At 67.3% G+C, this 19,300-nt stretch carries 20 protein-coding genes; 13 read left to right on the top strand and 7 right to left on the bottom strand.

Features of this window, described 5'->3' with window-relative positions; genetic code table 11:
• Positions 1-4 precede the first annotated feature (4 nt).
• The gene (locus QFZ21_RS02595; RefSeq protein WP_307374135.1) at positions 5-853 is read right to left on the bottom strand and encodes a PAC2 family protein; all 849 of its coding nucleotides are present in this window, start codon (positions 851-853) and stop codon (positions 5-7) included.
• 79 nt (positions 854-932) lie between these two features.
• Here QFZ21_RS02595 and QFZ21_RS02590 point away from each other — a divergent pair, with 79 nt between their 5' ends.
• From QFZ21_RS02590 to lnt, 9 genes are read left to right on the top strand one after another with little or no spacing between them, the layout of a single operon-like run.
• A complete protein-coding gene (locus QFZ21_RS02590; protein WP_373425990.1) occupies positions 933-1,625 on the top strand; it encodes an HAD family hydrolase in 693 nt (230 codons plus the stop codon).
• Entirely contained in the window at positions 1,622-2,641 is a 1,020-nt protein-coding gene (locus QFZ21_RS02585; protein ID WP_307374133.1) for a tRNA (adenine-N1)-methyltransferase, read from the top strand. Before QFZ21_RS02590 ends, QFZ21_RS02585 begins: the two co-directional genes overlap by 4 nt.
• Positions 2,642-2,651: 10 nt before the next feature.
• The gene (locus QFZ21_RS02580) at positions 2,652-3,584 is read left to right on the top strand and encodes an FKBP-type peptidyl-prolyl cis-trans isomerase (RefSeq protein ID WP_307374130.1); all 933 of its coding nucleotides are present in this window, start codon (positions 2,652-2,654) and stop codon (positions 3,582-3,584) included.
• On the top strand, positions 3,584-4,576 hold the full coding sequence (locus QFZ21_RS02575) for a YafY family protein (protein WP_307374128.1): 993 nt from the start codon (positions 3,584-3,586) through the stop codon (positions 4,574-4,576). Before QFZ21_RS02580 ends, QFZ21_RS02575 begins: the two co-directional genes overlap by 1 nt.
• On the top strand, positions 4,573-5,556 hold the full coding sequence (locus QFZ21_RS02570) for a YafY family protein (RefSeq protein WP_307374126.1): 984 nt from the start codon (positions 4,573-4,575) through the stop codon (positions 5,554-5,556). The genes QFZ21_RS02575 and QFZ21_RS02570 overlap by 4 nt, the downstream gene beginning before the upstream one ends.
• 44 nt (positions 5,557-5,600) lie before the next feature.
• On the top strand, positions 5,601-5,834 hold the full coding sequence (tatA, locus tag QFZ21_RS02565) for a Sec-independent protein translocase subunit TatA (RefSeq protein ID WP_307374124.1): 234 nt from the start codon (positions 5,601-5,603) through the stop codon (positions 5,832-5,834).
• 57 nt (positions 5,835-5,891) lie between these two features.
• Complete coding sequence (tatC, locus tag QFZ21_RS02560) at positions 5,892-6,650, top strand: twin-arginine translocase subunit TatC (RefSeq protein WP_307381184.1); 759 nt, start codon at positions 5,892-5,894, stop codon at positions 6,648-6,650.
• Positions 6,647-9,121: an RNA helicase gene (locus QFZ21_RS02555; RefSeq protein WP_307374121.1), complete on the top strand. Its 2,475-nt coding sequence runs from the start codon at positions 6,647-6,649 to the stop codon at positions 9,119-9,121. Before tatC ends, QFZ21_RS02555 begins: the two co-directional genes overlap by 4 nt.
• Positions 9,122-9,132: 11 nt before the next feature.
• Positions 9,133-10,665: an apolipoprotein N-acyltransferase gene (gene lnt / locus QFZ21_RS02550; protein WP_307374119.1), complete on the top strand. Its 1,533-nt coding sequence runs from the start codon at positions 9,133-9,135 to the stop codon at positions 10,663-10,665.
• An 86-nt stretch (positions 10,666-10,751) separates the two neighbouring features.
• Here the strand turns inward: lnt and QFZ21_RS02545 are convergent, their stop codons facing one another.
• From QFZ21_RS02545 to QFZ21_RS02530, 4 genes are all read right to left on the bottom strand, one after another.
• Positions 10,752-11,135, bottom strand: coding sequence for an RNA polymerase-binding protein RbpA (locus QFZ21_RS02545; RefSeq protein ID WP_307374117.1), 384 nt, complete (start codon positions 11,133-11,135; stop codon positions 10,752-10,754).
• A gap of 123 nt (positions 11,136-11,258) precedes the next feature.
• Complete coding sequence (locus tag QFZ21_RS02540; RefSeq protein ID WP_307374115.1) at positions 11,259-12,035, bottom strand: glycerophosphodiester phosphodiesterase family protein; 777 nt, start codon at positions 12,033-12,035, stop codon at positions 11,259-11,261.
• Entirely contained in the window at positions 12,032-12,961 is a 930-nt protein-coding gene (locus QFZ21_RS02535; protein WP_307374113.1) for an SPFH domain-containing protein, read from the bottom strand. Before QFZ21_RS02535 ends, QFZ21_RS02540 begins: the two co-directional genes overlap by 4 nt.
• A 25-nt stretch (positions 12,962-12,986) precedes the next feature.
• A complete protein-coding gene (locus QFZ21_RS02530) occupies positions 12,987-13,460 on the bottom strand; it encodes an NfeD family protein (RefSeq protein WP_307374110.1) in 474 nt (157 codons plus the stop codon).
• Between the two features lie 120 nt (positions 13,461-13,580).
• Here QFZ21_RS02530 and QFZ21_RS02525 point away from each other — a divergent pair, with 120 nt between their 5' ends.
• On the top strand, positions 13,581-14,345 hold the full coding sequence (locus QFZ21_RS02525) for an SDR family oxidoreductase (protein WP_307374108.1): 765 nt from the start codon (positions 13,581-13,583) through the stop codon (positions 14,343-14,345).
• 67 nt (positions 14,346-14,412) lie between these two features.
• On the opposite strand, the gene QFZ21_RS02520 is transcribed toward QFZ21_RS02525, so the two are convergent.
• Positions 14,413-15,009 carry an HdeD family acid-resistance protein gene (locus QFZ21_RS02520; RefSeq protein WP_307374106.1) on the bottom strand — a complete coding sequence of 199 codons (597 nt, stop codon included), beginning with the start codon at positions 15,007-15,009 and terminating at the stop codon, positions 14,413-14,415.
• Between the two features lie 180 nt (positions 15,010-15,189).
• Here QFZ21_RS02520 and QFZ21_RS02515 point away from each other — a divergent pair, with 180 nt between their 5' ends.
• The 3 genes from QFZ21_RS02515 to QFZ21_RS02505 are packed head-to-tail and all read left to right on the top strand — an operon-like array spanning position 15,190 to position 18,391.
• A complete protein-coding gene (locus QFZ21_RS02515; protein WP_307381182.1) occupies positions 15,190-15,588 on the top strand; it encodes a helix-turn-helix transcriptional regulator in 399 nt (132 codons plus the stop codon).
• A gap of 5 nt (positions 15,589-15,593) precedes the next feature.
• The gene (locus QFZ21_RS02510; protein WP_307374103.1) at positions 15,594-16,004 is read left to right on the top strand and encodes a VOC family protein; all 411 of its coding nucleotides are present in this window, start codon (positions 15,594-15,596) and stop codon (positions 16,002-16,004) included.
• Between the two features lie 29 nt (positions 16,005-16,033).
• On the top strand, positions 16,034-18,391 hold the full coding sequence (locus QFZ21_RS02505; protein ID WP_307374101.1) for an excinuclease ABC subunit UvrA: 2,358 nt from the start codon (positions 16,034-16,036) through the stop codon (positions 18,389-18,391).
• Positions 18,392-18,400: 9 nt separating this feature from the next.
• Here the strand turns inward: QFZ21_RS02505 and QFZ21_RS02500 are convergent, their stop codons facing one another.
• Entirely contained in the window at positions 18,401-19,246 is an 846-nt protein-coding gene (locus QFZ21_RS02500; protein ID WP_307374098.1) for a bifunctional 2-polyprenyl-6-hydroxyphenol methylase/3-demethylubiquinol 3-O-methyltransferase UbiG, read from the bottom strand.
• Between the last annotated feature and the right edge of the window lie 54 nt (positions 19,247-19,300).

The following is a 19,300-nucleotide window of genomic DNA, read 5'->3' as shown; positions in this document are numbered from 1 at the left end:
GGCGTCAGCGCTTGTGGTCGCCGGGGGCGTCGCCTCGGCGACGCAGGTAGCGCTCGAACGCCTGGGCGATGGCGTCGCCCGATGCCTCGGGGGAGTCCCAGGTGTCGCGCGTGCGCTCGAGTTGGTGGATGTACTCCGCCATGTCCTCGTCCTCGGATGCCGCAGCGTCGATGGACGCCTCCCACGCGGCCGCCTCAGTGCGCAGGCGCTGACGATCGACGTCGACGCCGGTGAGCTCCTCGAGCCGGTCCAGCAGAGCGAGCGTGACCTTCGGCGAGGGCGTCGCCGACGCGACGTAGTGCGGAACGCTCGCCCACAGGCCCGCTGTCGGGATGCCGGCGCTCTCGGCGAAGTGCTCGAACACGCTGAGTATGCCGACCGGACCTTCGTAGAGGGAGCGCTCGAGGTCGTGCGCCTCGCGCACCTGCTCGTTCTGGCTGGAGGCGAAGATCGAGATAGGACGCGTATGCGGCACGTCCGCCAGCATCGCGCCCATCGTCACGAGTCCGGTGATGTCGTCGCGCAGGGCGATGTCGATGAACTCGGCGGCGAACGCCTGCCAGGTGCGTGCGGGCTCCACGCCGGTGAGAAGCCAGAACTCGGGCCCGGGGCCCGGGTCGAGCGGACGCCACAGTCCCGCCTCCGGCCATTTCAGCTGCCGGTGGCCTTCGGCATCCATCCGCGTCGCCGGCCGGGTGTACTGATAGTCGAAGTACAGCTCGGGGTCGACGGAGTGCACGAGTTCGTACTCCGCCGATGAACGCAATGCCTCGACGGCGCCACTGGCTGCTTCGCCCGCGTCGTTCCAGCCGTCGAAGGCGGCGATGATGATGCGTGAACCGAGGACATCCATCGGGGGCTCCCTTCGAGATCGAGGACGTATCCCTCCAGGCTAGTCCGCGGCGAGGGGATGTGGGCGGAGCCCGGCTAGCATGGGTTCAGTGAGCAGAAAGCCCCGCGCAGTCCTCTGGGACATGGATGGAACCCTCGTCGACACCGAGCCGTATTGGATGGCGGCCGAGACCTCGCTGGTCGAATCCTTCGGCGGATCCTGGAGTCACGAGGACGCCCTGCAGCTCGTCGGCAGCGGACTGATCGACAGTGCGATCATCCTGCAGAACGCGGGCGTCGCGATGGAACCCGAGGCGATCGTGTCGCACCTGACGGACGTCGTGCAGGATCTGCTCCGCACCCAGGGTGTTCCTTTCCGGCCCGGCGCCCGCGAGCTGCTCGCCGAGCTGAAGGACGCAGGCATACCGACGGGGCTCGTCACCATGTCGCTGCGGCGGATGGCGCTGAACGTCGTCGATCTCATCGACTTCGAGGCTTTCGACATCGTCGTCGCAGGCGATGACGTCGACAACCCGAAGCCGCACCCGGAGCCGTACCTGCAGGCCGCCGCGCTGCTCGACGTCGACATCGCGGATGCCGTGGTGATCGAGGATTCTCCGACCGGCCTGCGCGCCGGGATCGCGTCGGGAGCCGTGGCCCTCGGTGTTCCGCACATCGTGTCGCTGGACGGCATCGGGGCCCACGATCTCTGGGACACGCTCGCCGGCCGCGGCGTCGCCGACCTCGTCGACCTCTTCGAGGCGAACCGCACCACGGCGGGAGCCACGCTATGACCAGCACCGACACCCAGCGACCGAGCGGTCCGTTCCGGATCGGTGATCGCGTGCAGCTGACAGGCCCCAAGGGCCGCCTGCACACAGTGACGCTGCGCGAGGACGGCGAGCTGCACACGCATCAGGGTGTGCTGCGCCACCGTGACCTCATCGGGCTTCCCGACGGTTCCGTCGTGCCGAACAGCTCGGGTCACGACTACCTGGCTCTGCGCCCGCTGCTCCGCGATTTCGCGATGTCGATGCCCCGCGGCGCCGCGATCGTGTACCCGAAGGATGCGGCACAGATCGTCATGCAGGCCGACGTCTTCCCCGGAGCGACCGTCGTCGAGGCCGGGGTCGGATCCGGTGCGCTCTCGCTGTCGCTTCTGCGCGCCGTCGGCTCGGAGGGGAGGCTCCTCTCGTTCGAGCGTCGCGAGGACTTCGCCGATGTCGCTCGGGGGAACGTGGAGACCTTCTTCGGCGAGCATCCCACCGCATGGAGCGTGGTGGTCGGCGATCTGGTCGAGCAGCTCCCCGACGCCGTGCCGGCCGGCACCGTCGATCGCGTGGTCCTCGACATGCTCGCCCCCTGGGAGTGCATCGACGCCGTGGCGGAGGCCCTGACCCCCGGCGGAGTCGTCCTCTGCTACGTCGCGACCGTGACGCAGCTGTCGCGCACGGCCGAGTACATCCGCGCCACGGGCCTGTTCACGGACCCCGAGGCGTCCGAGACGATGGTCCGAGGCTGGCATGTCGAAGGACTCGCCGTGCGTCCCGACCACCGCATGGTCGCGCATACCGGATTTCTGCTCACGGCTCGTCGTCTCGCCCCCGGTGCGGTGGCGCCGTCGGTGAAGCGACGGGCATCGAAGAGCAGCTACGGCGACGACGACGTGGAGTTGTGGACCCCGGGCGCCGTCGGCGATCGCGAGATCACCGACAAGAACCTGCGCAAGCGGGCCAGGGAGGCGGGCAAGGCCGCCGAAGGGGCACGCTTGGCTGCCGCTTCGCGCGAATCGGACGACACGACGGAATAGACTGGAGCGCGTGCGTAAAACGTCCGCCGTTCTGGCCTCCCTCAGCCTCGCCGTCCTCGCCCTGACGGGCTGCACTGCGACCGGTTCCTCCGACGATGCCGCATGCGATCGCAGCGCCGACTCGGTCGGCGTCCGCGATGCCGTCACCGTGAAAGGCGACCTCGGATCGAAGCCCGACGTGAGCATCTTCTCGCCCTTGCAGGTGGAGAAGTCCGGCTCGAGCACCGTCATCGAGGGTGATGGACGCCCGGTCGAGAACGGCCAGCAGCCCTTCGTCCTCGAGCTCTCGCTCTACAGCGGCGAGACCGGTGAGATGGTCGCCTCGACGGAATACGATGCCTCGACGGGAGCGCTCACCAGCCTCGACATCCAGTCGGAGCGTTTTCCCGCGCTCTCCTCCGCGTTGAAGTGCGTGACCGAGGGATCGCGAATCGTAGTGGCGGTCTCGGCAGAAGACGCCGGAGCGGAGACGCTCTCGGGCTTCGGACTCGCGGCGGACGACACCATGGTGTTCATCGGCGATGCGCTCGACGTCTTCCTTCCCCGCGCGGAAGGCACGCTGCAGTTCAATGACGCAGCCGGGATGCCGACCGTGGTCCGCGCGCCCGACGGCACGCCCGGGGTGATCATCCCCGACTCGGCGGCGCCCACCACTCAGGTCGTCCAGACGCTGATCAAGGGCGAGGGCGACGAGGTCGCCACCGGTGAGATGCCGTTCGTCCACTACACCGCCGTCGGCTGGGACGACAAGAAGGTCGTCAACACCACGTGGGGGAAGGCCGTTGCGGCCGACATCTCGCAGGTCGCGCCCGCCGTCGCCGAGGCTCTGGTCGGCAAGACGGTCGGTTCGCAGGTGCTCGTGGTGACTCCCGGCGCCGAGGGAGCTCCTGCGGTCGCCTACGTCGTCGACATCCTGGGCGCAGTCACGGCGCCGACCCAGTGATGGCTGCCCGGATTCCCGCGGAGGAGCGCCTGACGAATCTCGTCGTGGCGCTGATGGCCACGGAGATCGGGCTGACCAAGCAGCAGATCCTCGACAACGTGTCGGGCTACCGTCAGCGCGCGGATGCCGGTACCCGCTCCGATGCCCTCGAGAAGATGTTCGAGCGCGACAAGGAGGAGCTCCGCTCCCTGGGCGTGCCGATCGAGACGATCGGCGATCAGGCCGACCCGAACGACCTGCGCGAGGCCCGTTATCGCATTCCGCAGGCGGAGTACGACCTGCCGTCCGACATCGAGTTCACTCCGGCAGAGCTGGCGGTGCTCCGCCTCGCGGGGAGCGTCTGGAGTGCGGAGTCGGCGTCGGGCGACGCGCAGTCCGGCGTCCGGAAGATCCGCGCCCTGGGGATCGACGGCGACGAGCCGATCATCGGCTTCGCTCCTCGGATCACAGCCCGCGACGCGGCGTTCTCGCCGCTGCAGGAGGCGATCGAGAAGAGCCGGATCGTCGTCTTCGAGTACCTGAAACCGGGCGAGGCCGTGCCGAGGCGGCGCAGCATCCGCCCTCTCGCCCTGGTGGACTACGAGGCGCGCTGGCATGTGTTCGGCATCGACGTCGACGTCGAGGAGGACCGGATGTTCCTGCTCAGCCGGATCGTCGGCGAGGTCAAGATGACCGCGAAGAGCTTCGATCCCGCGCTCCGCGACGGAGCGGGAGACCGTGCTCTCGCGGGTCTCGAGCGCGTCGCGGCCGAGAACTCCGCATTGCTGGAGGTGACTCCCGGCACGGAAGCGTCTCTGCGGCTCGGACGTCGGGCGGCCCCCGCGGCTCAGGGCATCACGGTGCCGTTCGTCGACCTGCACATCTTCGCCGACGAGCTCGCGTCCTACGGGCCAGAGGTGCGCGTGGTCGAGCCGGCTCCACTCCGCGACGCGGTGATCGCGCGACTGCGCGCGGCCCTCGACGCGCACGCCGAGCGGGAGGAGGCCTCATGAGCGCCCAGGCGAAGCCGCTGTTGGCAGCGGACCGTGTGCGGCTGTACCTCACCCTCGTGCCCTACCTCCTCGAGCACGGTCAGGTCTCGCTCGCCGAAGCGTCGGCGGAGTTCGGCGTGACGCCGCAGGAGATGCGGGCGATGGTCGAGAAGCTGACGGTCATCGGACTCCCCGGGGAATCCGGCTACTGGCAGCAGCCGCAGGAGATGTTCGACATCAACTGGGACCTCCTCGACCTCGAAGACGTCATCGAGATCACGAACGATGTCGCCCTGCGCCGTGTACCGCGCTTCACCGCCCGCGAGGCCGCCGCGCTGCTGGCCGGCCTCCAGATGGTCGCCGCGGTGCCCGCCGTCTCGGACTCGGGACTCGTCGCAGGCCTCATCTCCAAGCTCTCCCGTGGTGCAGCGGACGCCCCCGCGGATGTCGTCGTCGCCCCGAGCGCGGTCGACGAGGTGCGCGAGGCCGTGGCCCGCGGGCTGCAGGACGGCGTCGCGATCTCCTTCACCTATCAGGCACCGGATGCCGTGCCGACCACCCGGACCGTGGACCCCATGCAGATCCTCATCACCAACGCGCAGTGGTATCTGCAGGGCTGGTGTCACCTGCGGCAGGCGATGCGCACGTTCCACCTCGACCGTGTGAGCGAGCCGAAGCTGACCGACATCCCGATCACGCACGGCGGGGACCAGGTACCGGAGGCCTTCGCGGGACTGGACGAGGAGCGTGAGGTGACGGTGCGGGTGTCGGAGCGGTTCGCCCCGCTGCTGAGCGGATTCTTCCCGACGACGGCGCTCGAGGCCGTCGACGGAAGCGTGACCGCGCACCTCCATCTCGCCGACCCCCGCGGCATCAAGCGCCTCGCGGCGCGCTTCGGGGGAGCGATGGAGGTGCTGGAGCCGGGCGTCGCGCGCGCAGCCACGCGGGAGTGGGCGGCGGCGGGACTCGCTCTGTACCACCGCCCCGATCTCGGGGATTGATCTGTAGACTGAGATGGATCGCCCACCGACGACGGGATTTTAAAATGGCTGGACTGCAAGGCTGGCACCTGCTCATCGTGCTCGCCGTCATCCTCCTTCTTTTCGGCGCTGCGAAGCTGCCCGCTCTGGCGAAGAGCATGGGTCAGTCGGCTCGTGTCTTCAAGGGCGAGATGAAGGCCATGAAGGACGAAGACGCGGCGCGCAGCGACACGGTCGTCGCCGAGCCCACCACGGTGAAGGACTCGGGCGTCGAACCTGAGACTCCGCCCCGCACCTAACCGGCCGTGGCAACCATCGAACCGACCGTGAAGCAGAAGGCGGATCGGGATCGGCGGATGTCGCTCGGCGCACATCTCGTCGAACTCCGCAAGCGGCTCATGTTCGCTGCGCTCGCGCTCGTCGTCGGCATGGTCATCGCATTCCTGATCACCGACCCGGTCATCAACTTCATCACGAAGCCGATCAACGACATCGCCGCTGAGCGAGGCGAAGACGTTGCCGCGCTCGTGTACTCGACCATCACCGGTCCGTTCGACATGCGCATGCGCATCGCGTTCTCGCTCGGGTTGTTCATCTCGGCGCCGGTCTGGCTGTGGCAGATCTGGGCGTTCATCATGCCAGGGCTGACGCGCAAGGAGGTCCGCTACACGATCTCCTTCGTCGCCGCCGCGGTTCCGCTGTTCTTCGCCGGGTGCTACATCGGTGTCCTGATCCAGCCGCACATCATCGAGCTGATGGCAGGATTCACGCCGGAAGGGGCGAAGAACCTCTTCCAGGCGCAGGAGTACTACGACTTCATCTTCAAGCTGATGATCGTGCTCGGTGTCGCCTTCGTGCTCCCGGTCTTCCTGGTCGCGCTGAACGTCGCCGGGGTCATGTCCGGCAAGGCGATCCTCAAGGGTTGGCGCGTCGCGATCCTCATCGCGACGGTGTTCGCCGCGCTGTCGACGCCGGCCGCTGACGTGATCAGCATGCTGATGCTCGCCGGCATCCTGATCGTGCTCTTCTTCGCTGCAGCGGGGCTGTCTCTGCTGTTCGATCGGCGCAAGCGCAAGCGTGACGCCGCTGCGGGGCTGTTGCCGGATCCTGCATGAGTTCGCCGTCCGAGCGTTACGCGGCTGCACGAGAGGCCGCTGAGCACCCGGCGACCGTCGCCTTCGCCGCACGCCAGAAGTTCGAACTCGATCCTTTCCAGATCGCGGGGTGCCACGCCCTCGAGAGCGGTCGCAGCGTGCTCGTCGCGGCTCCCACCGGAGCAGGCAAGACCATCGTGGGCGAGTTCGCGATCCACCTGGCCATGCAGACGCCGAAGGACAAGGCCTTCTACACGACCCCGATGAAGGCGCTCTCGAACCAGAAGTTCCGGGAGCTGGTCGAGGTCTACGGACCGGAGGAGGTGGGGCTCCTCACCGGTGACACCAACATCAACGGCAACGCCCGGATCGTGGTGATGACCACCGAGGTGCTCCGCAACATGATCTACGCCGATTCACCGGCGCTGCGCGACCTTCGCCACGTGATCATGGACGAGGTCCATTACCTCGCCGATCGGTTCCGCGGCGCGGTGTGGGAAGAGGTCATCATCCACCTGCCGCAGCAGGTGCGGCTCGTCTCCCTGAGCGCCACGGTGTCGAACGCCGAGGAGTTCGGCGACTGGCTCGACACGGTGCGCGGCGACACCGAGGTGATCGTCTCCGAGATCCGGCCGGTCCCGCTCGAGCAGCACGTGCTGGTGCGCGACGACCTCCTGCCGCTCTTCGACGACCGAGCGGGAATCGCGACAGCGCAGGTGAACCAGGAGCTGATGCGGATCCGCTCGTTCACCGGCTCGAATTACGAGAACAATCGTCAGACCCAGTCCTACATCAGCAACCGGCACGCGGGACGGCAGGCCAAGCGCCCACCCCGCGGCGGGCAGCGCCCCGTGCGTCCGTCGAACGTCCGACGCATCGAGCGGATGGACCGGCCCGATGTGATCAAGCTCCTCGAGCGCGCGAATCTGCTCCCCGCCATCTTCTTCATCTTCAGCCGGGTCGGATGCGACGCCGCCGTGCAGCAGGTGCGTCGCTCCGGCATCCGTCTCACGTCGAGCGAGGAGAAGGCCGAGATCCGAGCGATCGTCGAGGAGCGGACCCGATCGCTCCAGGACGAGGATCTCGGTGTGCTCGGCTACTGGGACTGGCTGGAGAACCTCGAGCGCGGTGTCGCGGCACATCATGCCGGCCTGCTTCCCGCGTTCAAGGAAGTGGTCGAGGAGCTCTACCGCCTCAAGCTCGTCAAGGTCGTCTTCGCCACCGAGACCCTGGCGCTCGGGATCAACATGCCCGCGCGCACGGTCGTCCTCGAGAAGATGGAGAAGTTCAACGGCGAGGCCCGTGTCGCCATCACGTCGGGGGAGTACACGCAGCTCACCGGGCGCGCCGGCCGCCGCGGCATCGACGTCGAGGGACACGCCGTGGTGCAGTGGACCGAGGGCATGGACCCGCAGTCCGTGGCTGCGCTCGCGTCGCGACGGACCTATCCGCTGAACTCCAGCTTCCGGCCGACCTACAACATGGCGGTCAACCTCATCGACATGTTCGGCAAGGCCAGGGCGCGCCAGATCCTGGAGTCCTCGTTCGCGCAGTTCCAGGCCGATCGTTCCGTCGTCGGGCTGGCGCGGCAGGTTCGAGAGGCGGAGGAGTCGCTCGCCGGCTACCAGAAGTCGATGGCCTGCGAGCACGGCGACTTCCCCGAGTACGCGGCGATCCGGCGTGAGCTGAGCGACCTCGAGAAGAAGAACCGGCAGGACTCCCAGGCGCCGCGCGCCTCTCGTGACAAGCGCATGAAGCGCATCCAATCGCTGCGGACGCAGATGCAACGGCATCCCTGTCATCGATGCCCCGATCGCGAGGCGCATGCCCGTTGGGCCGAGCGCTACTGGAAGCTCAAGCGTCAGACCGATCGCCTCCGTCGCCAGATCGAGACGCGCACGGGCACCGTCGCGCGCGTCTTCGACCGCGTCGTCGAGGTGCTCGAGACCCTCGATTACCTGACGGCAGAGGGCGCGGAGACCGTTCTGACGGATGCCGGACGCACGATGCGCCGCATCTACGGGGAGCGTGACCTGCTGGTCGCGGAGTCCCTGAGGCAGGGACTCTGGAACGGGCTGGACGCTCCGTCGCTCGCCGCGATGGCCTGCTGCCTCGTGTATGAACCGCGCCGCGATGAGGCGAACGCGGGGGAGCGGAACCTTCCGCGCGGCGCGTTCCGCGCGGCCTACGAGAAGACGACGACTCTCTGGGCCGAACTCGACGACCTGGAGAAGGATCACCATCTGCCGGGCAGCGAGCCGCTGGCGGCCGGTCTTGCCGGTGCCATGCACTCCTGGGCGCGCGGCGGCATGCTCGACCGGGTGCTGATCGATGCCGACATGGCCGCCGGTGACTTCGTGCGCTGGGCGAAGCAGACGATCGACCTCCTCGATCAGTTGTCGATCGTGGCCGAGGACGGCACGCTCGCCCGCACGGCTCGGGCGGCTCTGGACGGCGTGCGACGCGGAATCGTCTCCTACTCGTCGATGTGAGAATGAGAGGGATGTCTGAGTCCCCGGCGCGATCGCGCCCCCTCCTCCCGCTCTGGGCCGCCGTGATCGCCGCGGCGATCTCCGCGTGCCTGATGAACTTCGCGTATCCGTCGGCCGCGATCTGGGCGCTGGCCTTCCCGGCGACGGCCCTCATCCTGCTGGCGCTCATCGGACGACGAGCCGGGGGAGCGCTGCTGGTCGGACTCGTCTACGGCATCGTGCTGTTCGCGCTCCTGGTCTCGTTCACGTCGCGATACCTCGGTCCGATCCCGTGGGCTGCTCTGAGCGTCGTCGAGGGCGGCTTGACAGGCATCGCGCTGATCCTGACCGCGCTCGCGTACCGCTGGATGCCGCGGGCCTTCCCCGGTACCGCGGGGCGTCTGCTCGGCCTGCCGTCGGTCGTCGCGGCGCTGTGGGTGGGACGAGAGGTGTTCGTGGGCTCCTGGCCCTACGGAGGCTTCCCGTGGGCGCGGATCGGCATGAGCCAGGCGCAGAGCCCCCTTGCGCCTCTCTCGTCGTGGCTGGGCGTCAGCGGACTCGGCTTCCTGATGGTCCTGCTGGTGGCGATGCTCATCGAGGTCGTGCGCCTGCGCGCCTGGCAGCGGCCGCTGCGTCTGGTCATGCCGGCAGCGCTCGTACTCGTCCTGCTGTTCACCCCGCTCTTCCCGACGTCGGACTCGGGCTTGCTGCGCATCGCCGCCGTGCAGGGCAACGGTCCCTCCGGGTACTTCGACCAGCGTGAGCCCTTCTCCCTGATCCAGGCGCAGACCGATGCGACGACACCGCTCTACGGCGAGGACGTCGATCTGCTCGTCTGGCCCGAAGGATCGCTGGACACGGATCCCTTCCAGAACGAGTCCCTGGCGCGCCGGATGACCTCGATCGCCACGCGGATCGGAGCGCCACTGCTCGCGAATGCCGCCACCGGCCGGGCAGATCGGTACTTCAACACGTCGATGCTGTGGACGGATGCCGGGGGAGCGACGCAGCTGCACGACAAACGGCATCCGGTGCCGTTCGGCGAGTACGTGCCGGATCGTGCTTTCTTCAACGCGCTGGCCCCTGACCTCATCGGGCTCATCCAGCGCGAGTACACGCCGGGGGAGAATCCGCCCGTCGTCGACGTCGACGGGGTCTCGGTCGGCCTGGCGATCTGCTTCGACGTCATCTACGACGACGTGATCACCGAGAGCCTGCACGCGGGTGCTGAGGTCCTCGTGTTCCAGACGAACAATGCGGACTTCCGTGGCACGAACGAGAACCTGCAGCAGCTCGCCTTCGCGCGCATGCGGGCGATCGAGAGCGGCCGCAGCGTCGTGAACATCTCGACGGTCGGAACGAGTCAGATCATCCGCCCGGACGGCACCACTGTGACGAGTCTGGATGCCGACGAGGCCGGAGCGATGCTGGAGGACGTGGAGCTGCGCACCGGTCTCACCTCGGGCGTCGTTCTGGGGCCGTGGGTCCAGCTGCTGCTCGTCTGGGGCGGTCTCGTGGCCCTGGCGGTCGCGTGGTGGCGGGCGCGCAAGAAGCCCGTCAGCTGACCGGTCGCGGCCTGCCGCGCACAGAGAAGCAGCGGGGCTCTCGGAGCCCCGCTGCTTCTTGGTTCGACCTGTCAGAACTCGATCTGTCAGGCGCCGATCTTCTCGCGGGTGGGGTCTTCGCCCGCACCCCGGCGTGCGCGGATGAAGGCGAGGCGCTCCTCGAGGAGCTCTTCGAGCTCGGCGCGGGTGCGGCGCTCCATCAGCATGTCCCAGTGGGTACGAGCGGCTTTCTCGTCGGTGACCTCGAGGGTCACGGACTTGCCGTCGACGTTCAGGCGGGCGTCCGCTCCACAGGAGCGGCATTCCCAGGTCTGCGGCGGTTCGGCGTCGGCCGAGAACATCAGGTTCGTGACGTGTCCGCACGTGTCACAGGAGTAGTGGGTTTCGCGGCGTTCCATGAAAACGACGCCCTCTTCGCTCTGTAGGCTCTGGGCGCCGAGTCGGATGCCGCGCAGGCTGCGATCTGCCATTTTGTGGTCCTCTCGTCGCTGTCAGGTATAACGCTCCAGCCTGTGCGCCTGCTCAACGCGGGCGTGATCTCGGCGCGATTCACAGCGAAATCCCAGCGGCGAAGGTTATAGGGCCGGATCCGGTCACACAGGGTTGAGCGTTGCGAGCGCGAGATCGGCGCGGTCGGAGACGATCCCGTCGACCCCCAGACCAGCAAGACGGAGCATCGCCTCGGGCTCGTTCACCGTCCACACATGCACTTCGACGCCGTGGCGGTGAGCCGCGCGAAGGAGCGCCGGAGTGAGGACCTTCACCAGGCCGCGTCGCTCGGGGATCTGGAGCGCGTCGACCTCGCGGAGCACCCGAGCGGGGGAGACCCGGAGCGACGACAGCGAACGCAGGGCCGCGATCGTCCTGCTGCCGCCGGAAGTTGCCGGGCGGAGAGCAGCTCCCGCTCGCAGAACGGCTGAGAGCGTCTTGCGGCGGTACGCGTCCGAGAAGCTGGTCACCAGGACGCGGTGCGTCTCATCGACGAGGATCGGGCCCAGGAGCCCGCTCGCGGCTTCCGCCTTCACATCGATGTTGAAGCGGACCTGGGGGAAAGAGGCCAGCGCCTCTGCGACGGTCAGGAGGCCGCCGTGATCGGCGAAGATGCTCCTCAGCTCCCGAGTACGGACCTCCGCGACCGGCCGAGGGTCGCTGACGAGGCGCTGGAGAGTCTCGTCGTGGAACAGCACGACATCCCCGTCGGCGGTCACCCGGCAGTCGCTCTCGATGTACTCCACCCCGGCGGCATGGGCGGCCGCGAAAGAGGCTGCCGTGTTCTCCCAGACGCCCGAGTCCCCGCCCGCCGTGGTGATCAGACCGCGGTGGGCGAGGACTCGGGGATGCCGCGCCTTCGAGAAGTACGGGTGCGTCACGCGCCCGGAAGGGTGTTGTTCGGCGCCTGTCCGGGCTTCGGCGTGAAGGCGCTGCCGATACCCTTCAGCGCCTCGGTGAGCTCGCTCGGGATGATCCACAGCTTGTTGGACTGACCCTCGCTGATCTTCGGCAGCATCTGGAGGTACTGGTAGGCCAGCAGCTTGTCGTCAGGCGCGCCCTGGTGGATGGCGGTGAACACGTTCTGGATCGCCTCGGCTTCACCCTGGGCGCGGAGGACCGCGGCCTGCTTGTCGCCCTCGGCGCGGAGGATCTCTGCCTGACGGGCACCCTCGGCTTCGAGGATCGCCGACTGCTTCGTTCCTTCTGCGGTGAGGATCGCCGCACGACGATCACGCTCTGCACGCATCTGCTTCTCCATCGAGTCCTGAATGGAGATGGGCGGGTCGATCGCCTTCAGCTCGACGCGGCCGACTCGGATGCCCCACTTACCGGTGGCCTCGTCGAGCACGACGCGGAGCTGTCCGTTGATGTTGTCGCGGCTCGTGAGCGCCTCTTCGAGGTTGAGGCCACCGACCACGTTACGAAGTGTGGTGGTGGTGAGCTGCTCGACGGCACCGAGGTAGTTTGCGATCTCGTACGTGGCGGCACGAGCATCCGTCACCTGGAAGTACACGACGGTGTCGATCGACACGACGAGGTTGTCCTCGGTGATGACGGGCTGGGGCGGGAACGACACGACCTGCTCGCGCATGTCGATCAGCGGACGCAGCCGGTCGATGAACGGGACGAGGAGGTTCAGACCCGGCATGAGGGTTTTGTGGTAGCGGCCGAGCCGCTCCACCACACCCGCGGTCGCCTGCGGGATGATCCGGATCGACCGGGCGACGGTGACCACCACGAAGATGATGATCGCCGCCACCAGGATCCACAGGATCGCGGTCGGGATGAACGAGGAGTCGTTCACTGATTTCTCCTAGTCGTTAGGGGGTCTAGTCGTTGATGGGACGGACGACGGCGGTCGCGCCGTTGATCGCGCTGATCGCGATCGGCGAGCCCTGCGGGATGGGGACGGACGTGAGGGAGCGTGCGGTCCAGGTGTCGCCGTTGCTCAGCTTCACCTGCCCCGAGATCTGCGTGATGTCGTGAAGGGCGACGCCTCGGAGGTCGATCAGTGCGTCGACGTTGGACTTCGTCGGATCCTCCCCGCGTCGGAGCCGCTTGAGCAGCGGCGGCCGGAGGAAGAGGATGAACACCGCGGCGGCGGCTGCGGCGATGATCACCTGCGCCCAGATGGGAAGTCCGACCAGATCGGTGACGAGTCCGATCGCGCTGCCGAAGCTGAGCATCAGGAAGGTGAAGTCGAGCGTCAGCATCTCGATCACGAGGAAGAGGGCGATCAGGACCAGCCAACCGATCCATGCCCAGTTGTCGATCAATTCGATGAAGACGGAGAAGTCGTTCATGCGGCCTCCTTTGCGGTCAACCTATCACGGGGCGTGGACGCGGCCGGGGTGTCAGGAGGCGGATTGATAGTGTGGACGGGCCGTGCGATCACGGCATCTCACGCACCATGAGGAGTCATCGTGACCGACGTTCTTCCTGCAGGATCCCTCGACGGCAAGGTCGCACTTGTCACCGGCTCGTCGCGGGGAATCGGCGCCGACACCGTGCGCTATCTGGCTGAGGCCGGTGCCGACGTCGTCATCAATTTCCGCAACAAGGCGCCGCGTGCCGAGAAGCTCGCCGCCCAGCTGCGCGAGCTCGGCCGCCGGGCGCTTGTGGTGGGCGCCGATCTCACAGACCCGGCATCCGTCGCCGAGATGTTCGAGGCGGTCCGCGCCGAGTACGGCCGGCTGGACGTGCTCGTGCTCAACGCCTCCGGCGGCATGGAGTCTGGCATGGCCGAGGACTACGCGCTGACGCTGAACCGTGATGCGCAGCTCAGCGTGCTGAACGCCGCGACGCCGCTGCTCGGCGAGGGATCGCGCGTCGTCTTCGTGACCAGTCACCAGGCGCACTTCATCCGGACCACGCCGACCATGCCCGAGTACGAGCCGGTCGCGCTCTCGAAGCGTGCCGGCGAGGACGCATTGCGCGAACTCATCCCGGGTCTCGCCGAGAAGGGCATCGGTTTCACCGTCGTCTCCGGAGACATGATCGAGGGCACGATCACCGCCACGCTGCTCGAGCGCGCCAACCCCGGCGCGATCGCCGAGCGCCGCGAGTCGGCGGGCAAGCTCTACAACGTCTCGGAGTTCGCAGCGGAGGTCGCTCGTGCGGCCGTCGATCCCGTGCCCGCGGACAACACTCGGCTCGTCGGTGACGTGAGCGCCTTCGCCGCTGAGTGATCCCGCTTCAGACGTCGGCCCCTTCCCGCAGTGCCGCGGGGAGGGGCCGACGCCTGTGTGGAGGTGTTCAGACCGCGGTGTCGTCCTGCGATGCCGCGACGGACGACTTCCCGTCCTTGCCGAGGGTGACCGCGCGCACGATCTGCACGATGCCGAGCGCGATGAGGGAGACCGCGAAGAGCAGCCAGAGAGCGAACCCGGCGATGAGGGGCGAGAACAGCACGACCACACCGGCGACAATGCTCAACAGAGCGTAAAGCAGCGTCCAGACGCGCGACCCGTCGCGGCCGAGGAGAGTCAGCGACACCACTCCATCGACGATCCAGCTGATGCCGATGAAGATGACGACGACGAGCGCGAGGAACTCGCCGACGGGCTGGAGGTTCGCGAACGCGATCACGCCGGCCACGACGTAGAGGAGCCCGAGCACGATGTGCCCGACCCGTGCCCAGACGCCTCCTCTGCCGGAGAAGATGCCCAGCCCGACGTAGACGACGCCCGCCACGACGAGGTAAGCGGCGAAGATGCCGGTGATGGCCGCGAGCGACTTGCCGGGCCAAACGAGGAGGACGATGCCTGCGAGCAGTGCAAGCACTCCGGAGACAGCAAGGGCAATGCGTACTGAGGCGAAGACAGACTTCGCCGCGGTGGATGGTTGCGACATGATGTGGACCCTTTCTGAGAGAATCCTGTGGGGATGCTCACAGGCTAGCCCTGGAGCCGTTCTCCGGGGGAGTGGATCTCGACAGACAGGATGCGCGCCGTCACCCCGGGTCACACAGCGACATGGCAGGATCGACTCGTGACCGCCGTGGACGACGCCCGACTCCGCGAGCTCGTCGTCATGCGCAAGGTCAGAGACCGGATAGACCGCGAGTATGCGAAGCCGCTCGATGTCGAGGCGCTGGCGCGTGGAGTGCACATGTCGGCCGGTCATCTGAGTCGCCGGTTCCGGGATGCATACGGTGAGTCGCCGTATTCCTACCTGATGACTCGACGCATCGAGAGAGCCATGGCACTGCTGCGTCGCGGCGACCTGAGCGTGACGGACGTGTGCTTCGAGGTCGGCTGCTCGTCGCTGGGCACATTCAGCACGCGCTTCACAGAACTGGTCGGTGTCTCACCCCGGGTGTACCGTGAACGCGCTGCCAACGTCGACGGGATCCCGTCGTTCCAGGCCAAGCACGTCACCAGACCGATCAGGAATCAAGAAGCACCGCGCACCGATGCGCACCTAGCGTGAACACCATGAACATCAGCATCCATTACGCCTTTCTCCCGCACACCGACGCCGACGCGGCCCTCGGGTTCTATCGTGACGCGCTCGGGTTCGAGGTGCGCAACGACGTCGGTTACGACGGTCTCCGCTGGCTCACCGTCGGACCCGCGGGTCAGCCGGAGACCTCGATCGTCCTGCACCCGCCGGCAACCGATCCCGGAATCACCGACGCTGAGCGCCAGACGATCCTCGAGTTGATCGCGAAGGGCAGCTACGGAGCGCTGACTCTCGCCAGCGACGACCTCGACGCGCTCTTCGAGCGACTCGTCGAGCAGGGTGCCGACGTCGTGCAGGAGCCCATGGACCAGCCGTACGGCGTCCGCGACTGCGCCTTCCGCGACCCCGCAGGAAACCTGCTCCGTATCAATCAGGCCGGCTGAGCTTCAGCCTCGACACACGAAGGAAGCCGATGACCGCCGCCGAGCATCCCGCAGACACCCACGACATCATCCGCGTGCAGGGTGCGCGCGAGAACAACCTGAAAGACGTCAGCGTCGACATCCCGAAGCGGCGGCTGACCGTCTTCACGGGCGTCTCGGGGTCAGGGAAGAGCTCGCTGGTGTTCGACACGATCGCCGCCGAGTCGCGACGCATGATCGACGAGACCTACAGTGCCTTCGTCCAGGGCTTCATGCCGTCGGTCCCACGACCCGACGTGGACGTGCTGGAAGGTCTGACGACGGCGATCATCGTCGACCAGGAACGTCTCGGCGCGAACCCCCGATCGACCGTGGGCACGGTGACCGACGCGAACGCGATGCTCCGTATCCTGTTCAGCAAGCTCGGCAAGCCGTACATCGGCGGGTCGACGGCGTTCTCGTTCAACATCCCGACGCAGCGGGCCAGCGGTGTGATGACCGGGCCGGGCGGCGAGAAGAAGATCGTGAAGGACGCGATCTACCTCGGCGGCATGTGCCCGCGATGCGAGGGCAGGGGAGCAGTGTCCGACCTCGACCTCTCGCAGATCGTCGACGAGTCGAAGTCCCTCGACGAGGGCGCGATCATGGTTCCCGGATACACCGCCGACGGCTGGATGGTGAAGGGGTTCTCCGCATCCGGTTTCTACCCGGGCGACAAGCCGATCTCGGAGTTCACCGAGAAGCAGCGTCATCTGCTGCTGTACGGCGAGGTGACCAAGGTGAAGATCTCGGGCATCAACATGACCTACGAAGGGTTGATCCCGAAGATCACCAAGTCGATGCTGTCCAAGGATCTCGACGCATTGCAGCCGCACGTCCGCGCGTTCGTCGAGCGGGTCGCGACGTTCGCGGTCTGCCCGGAGTGCGATGGGACCCGACTGACCGAGGGCGCCCGTTCGTCGAAGATCGACGGCATCAGCATCGCGGATGCGTGTCGCATGCAGGTGACCGACCTGGCGACATGGGTCCGCGGTCTCGATCTTCCGGGTGCCGGACCGCTGCTCGAGGCCCTCAGCGCCAATCTCGACGCCTTCGTCACTCTCGGTCTCGGATACCTGAGTCTCGAGCGGCCGTCGGGGACGCTGTCCGGGGGAGAGGCGCAGCGCATCAAGATGCTGCGCCACCTCGGCTCGTCTCTCACCGACGTCACCTACATCTTCGACGAGCCGACGATCGGGCTGCATCCGCATGACATCCAGCGGATGAACAGCCTGCTGCTCAAGCTGCGCGACAAGGGCAACACGGTCCTCGTCGTCGAGCACAAGCCGGAGACGATCGCGATCGGCGACCACGTGGTCGATCTCGGGCCCGGCGCCGGCGGTGCAGGCGGCCAGATCTGCTTCGAGGGCACGGTCGAAGGACTCAAGGCCAGCGGTACGCGCACGGGAGATCATCTCGACGATCGGGCGCAGCTGAAGGACTCGGTGCGCTCGAGCACGGGCGCGATCGAGGTGCGTGGCGCGACCGCCAACAACCTCCGCGACGTCGACGTCGACATCCCGAAGGGCGTCCTCACCGTCGTGACCGGGGTGGCGGGTTCCGGCAAGAGCTCGCTGATCCACGGCTCGGTCTCGCGCCGAGAGGGCGTCGTGGCGATCGACCAGGGTGCGATCAAGGGCTCGCGACGAAGCAATCCGGCGACGTACACCGGTCTGCTGGAGCCGATCCGCAAAGCGTTCGCGAAGGCCAACGGCGTCAAGCCCGCACTGTTCAGCGCGAACTCCGAGGGGGCCTGCCCGACCTGCAAGGGGGCCGGTGTCATCATCACCGAGCTGGGCTTCATGGACACGATCGAAACCCCGTGCGAGGACTGTGGCGGCAAGCGCTTCCAGGCGAGCGTGCTCGAGTACAAGCTGGCGGGCAAGGACATCACCGAGGTGCTCGACCTGCCGGTCTCCGAAGCACGCGTCTTCTTCTCCGACGGAGAGGCGAAGATCCCCGCAGTGACGGCGATCCTCGGCCGGCTCGACGACGTCGGCCTCGGGTATCTCTCGCTCGGCCAGCCACTCTCGACGCTGTCGGGGGGAGAGCGGCAACGCATCAAGCTGGCGATCCAGATGGGGGAGAAGGGCGACGTCTATGTGCTGGATGAGCCCACGACGGGACTCCACCTCGCCGACGTCGACAAGATTCTCGGGCTCCTCGACACGTTGGTGGATTCCGGCAAGACGGTGATCGTGATCGAGCACCACCAAGCCGTGATGGCGCACGCGGATTGGATCATCGACATCGGACCGGGTGCCGGGCACGACGGCGGCAAGATCGTCTTCGAAGGAACTCCGAGCAATTTGGTATCCCAAAAAACGACAGTCACAGGCGAGCATCTGGCGCAGTACGTGGGTGCGTGACGCCTGCGATCACTCCCGCCGCGCGACGATCGTGTAGGTGCACGGCACGAGATTGCGCTCCGGCTCCGGCCACGCGAAATCGCCATCCACCTCGACCATCCGCGGACTGAAGCGCCACGGCAGCGTCCGGCCCTCGTCGAAGTGCAGGAGACGGAGACCGGCGCCGAGAAGAGCACCCAGGATCTCGGACAGCGGGTGGGGCCACTCGAAGGTGCGAGGATGAGCGACCTTGCCGTCGCCGACGTAGGTCGACTCGTCGTCCCACTGCTGCGCGCGCCCGTCGCCGAAGTACGGGTAGCGAGTGGTCAGTGTCGGGGCTTCCTCGTCGAGCGCGTAGAGAGCCGGATGCCCGTCGCGGATGAAGAACGTGCCGCCCGGACGGAGCAGCGCCGCGATCTGAGCCGCCCACCGATCCAGGTCGGCGAGCCAGGTGATCGTACCGATGCTCGTGTAGACGACATCGAAGTCGCCGATGACGGCGCTCCGGGCGTCGAGTACGTCGGCCTCAACCCAGGTGGCCGCCACGCCGGCGCGCTGGGCGAGTTGTGCTGCCGCAGCCAGCGCCGGGTGGGAGAAATCCACGCCGGTGACGGTGGCGCCGGCTCGTGCCAGCGAGACGGTGTCCGTCCCGATGTGGCACTGGAGGTGGCAGAGATCGAGTCCGGCGAGGGTGCGGCCAGGCAAGAACGGCGCCAAGACAGGCAGGTCGTGTCGCACGACGTCGCTCAGGTATTTCGGGTCGTCGTAGGCGTCGAGTCCGTAGGCCGTTTCGTGCAGCGGCACGCGGTCGTCCCAATTCTGCAGATTGGCGTGTCGGGCGGCTTCCCAGTCGATCTCGACGTTGCTTCCGTTCATGCTGGAAGCCTAGCCACCGACTTAACCCCTCTCGGACATAAGCCGATAATGCAC

The sequence above is a fragment of the Microbacterium sp. W4I20 genome (assembly GCF_030816505.1).
Taxonomy (GTDB): Bacteria; Actinomycetota; Actinomycetes; order Actinomycetales; family Microbacteriaceae; genus Microbacterium.
The sequence above is the reverse complement of the archived record's forward strand: the minus strand, read 5'-3'. Positions and strand labels throughout refer to the sequence as shown.